1 protein-coding gene is annotated in these 787 nt (G+C 37.5%); it reads left to right on the top strand.

Going from position 1 to position 787, the window contains the following annotated elements; translation table 11 throughout:
- Window positions 1–741, top strand: a 741-nt coding sequence (locus ACFINS_RS10055; protein ID WP_375706182.1) for a 50S ribosomal protein L11 methyltransferase, incomplete at its 5' end; no start/stop codon positions are given.
- Between the last annotated feature and the right edge of the window lie 46 nt (window positions 742–787).

Here is a 787-nt window from a genome sequence, read left to right as displayed (position 1 = left end):
GCCATCTATGAGCTTTCACTTTATATAAATAAAGAAAACCAAGAGAATGCTTCAAAACGTTTTGCACATATCCTTTCTATAGATCCTGATAAAATTAACAATGAAATTTTACCCAATATTGACTGGGTACAGAAGAGTCTTGAAGAGCTAAAGCCTGTGCATGCAGGTCCTTTTTTTCTTCATGGAAGCCATCACCGAAATGACATTCCACCAGATGTTTTGCCTATTGAAATTGAAGCAAATCAGGCCTTTGGAACAGGGCATCATGAAACAACAGCCGGTTGTTTGAAAATAATTGCAAAAATATTGCAAAATGAAAATCCACAAAATGCCCTTGATCTTGGTACTGGAAGTGGAATATTAGCCATAGGAATCGCAATGCTTAAACCTATTTCTGTACTTGCCTCCGATATTGATCCGGTAGCTATCCAAGTTGCCCAACACAATATCCAGCTCAATGGCGTAGAAAAATATATTAGGGCAATTACAGCAATAGGTTTTGCCCATGATGAAATTGTATCACGTGCGCCCTTTGATCTTATTGTTGCCAATATCCTTGCCAATCCTCTCATTGAACTTGCACAAGAAATGGTAAAGGCACTCCAAAAAGGGGGATCTCTCATTTTATCTGGAATTCTTAAAGAACAACATGACCATGTTTTGGAGGCTTATGTCAAACAGGGATTAAAACATATTGAAACATACCACTGTCAAGGATGGGTTACTATACATCTGAAATAAAAGAAAAGGACGTTACTATGTATCAATCCTTTGAGGCGATAACAAA

It is taken from the genome of Bartonella sp. AA2SXKL, from assembly GCF_042197205.1.
Taxonomy (GTDB): Bacteria; Pseudomonadota; Alphaproteobacteria; order Rhizobiales; family Rhizobiaceae; genus Bartonella.
The sequence above is the reverse complement of the archived record's forward strand: the minus strand, read 5'-3'. Positions and strand labels throughout refer to the sequence as shown.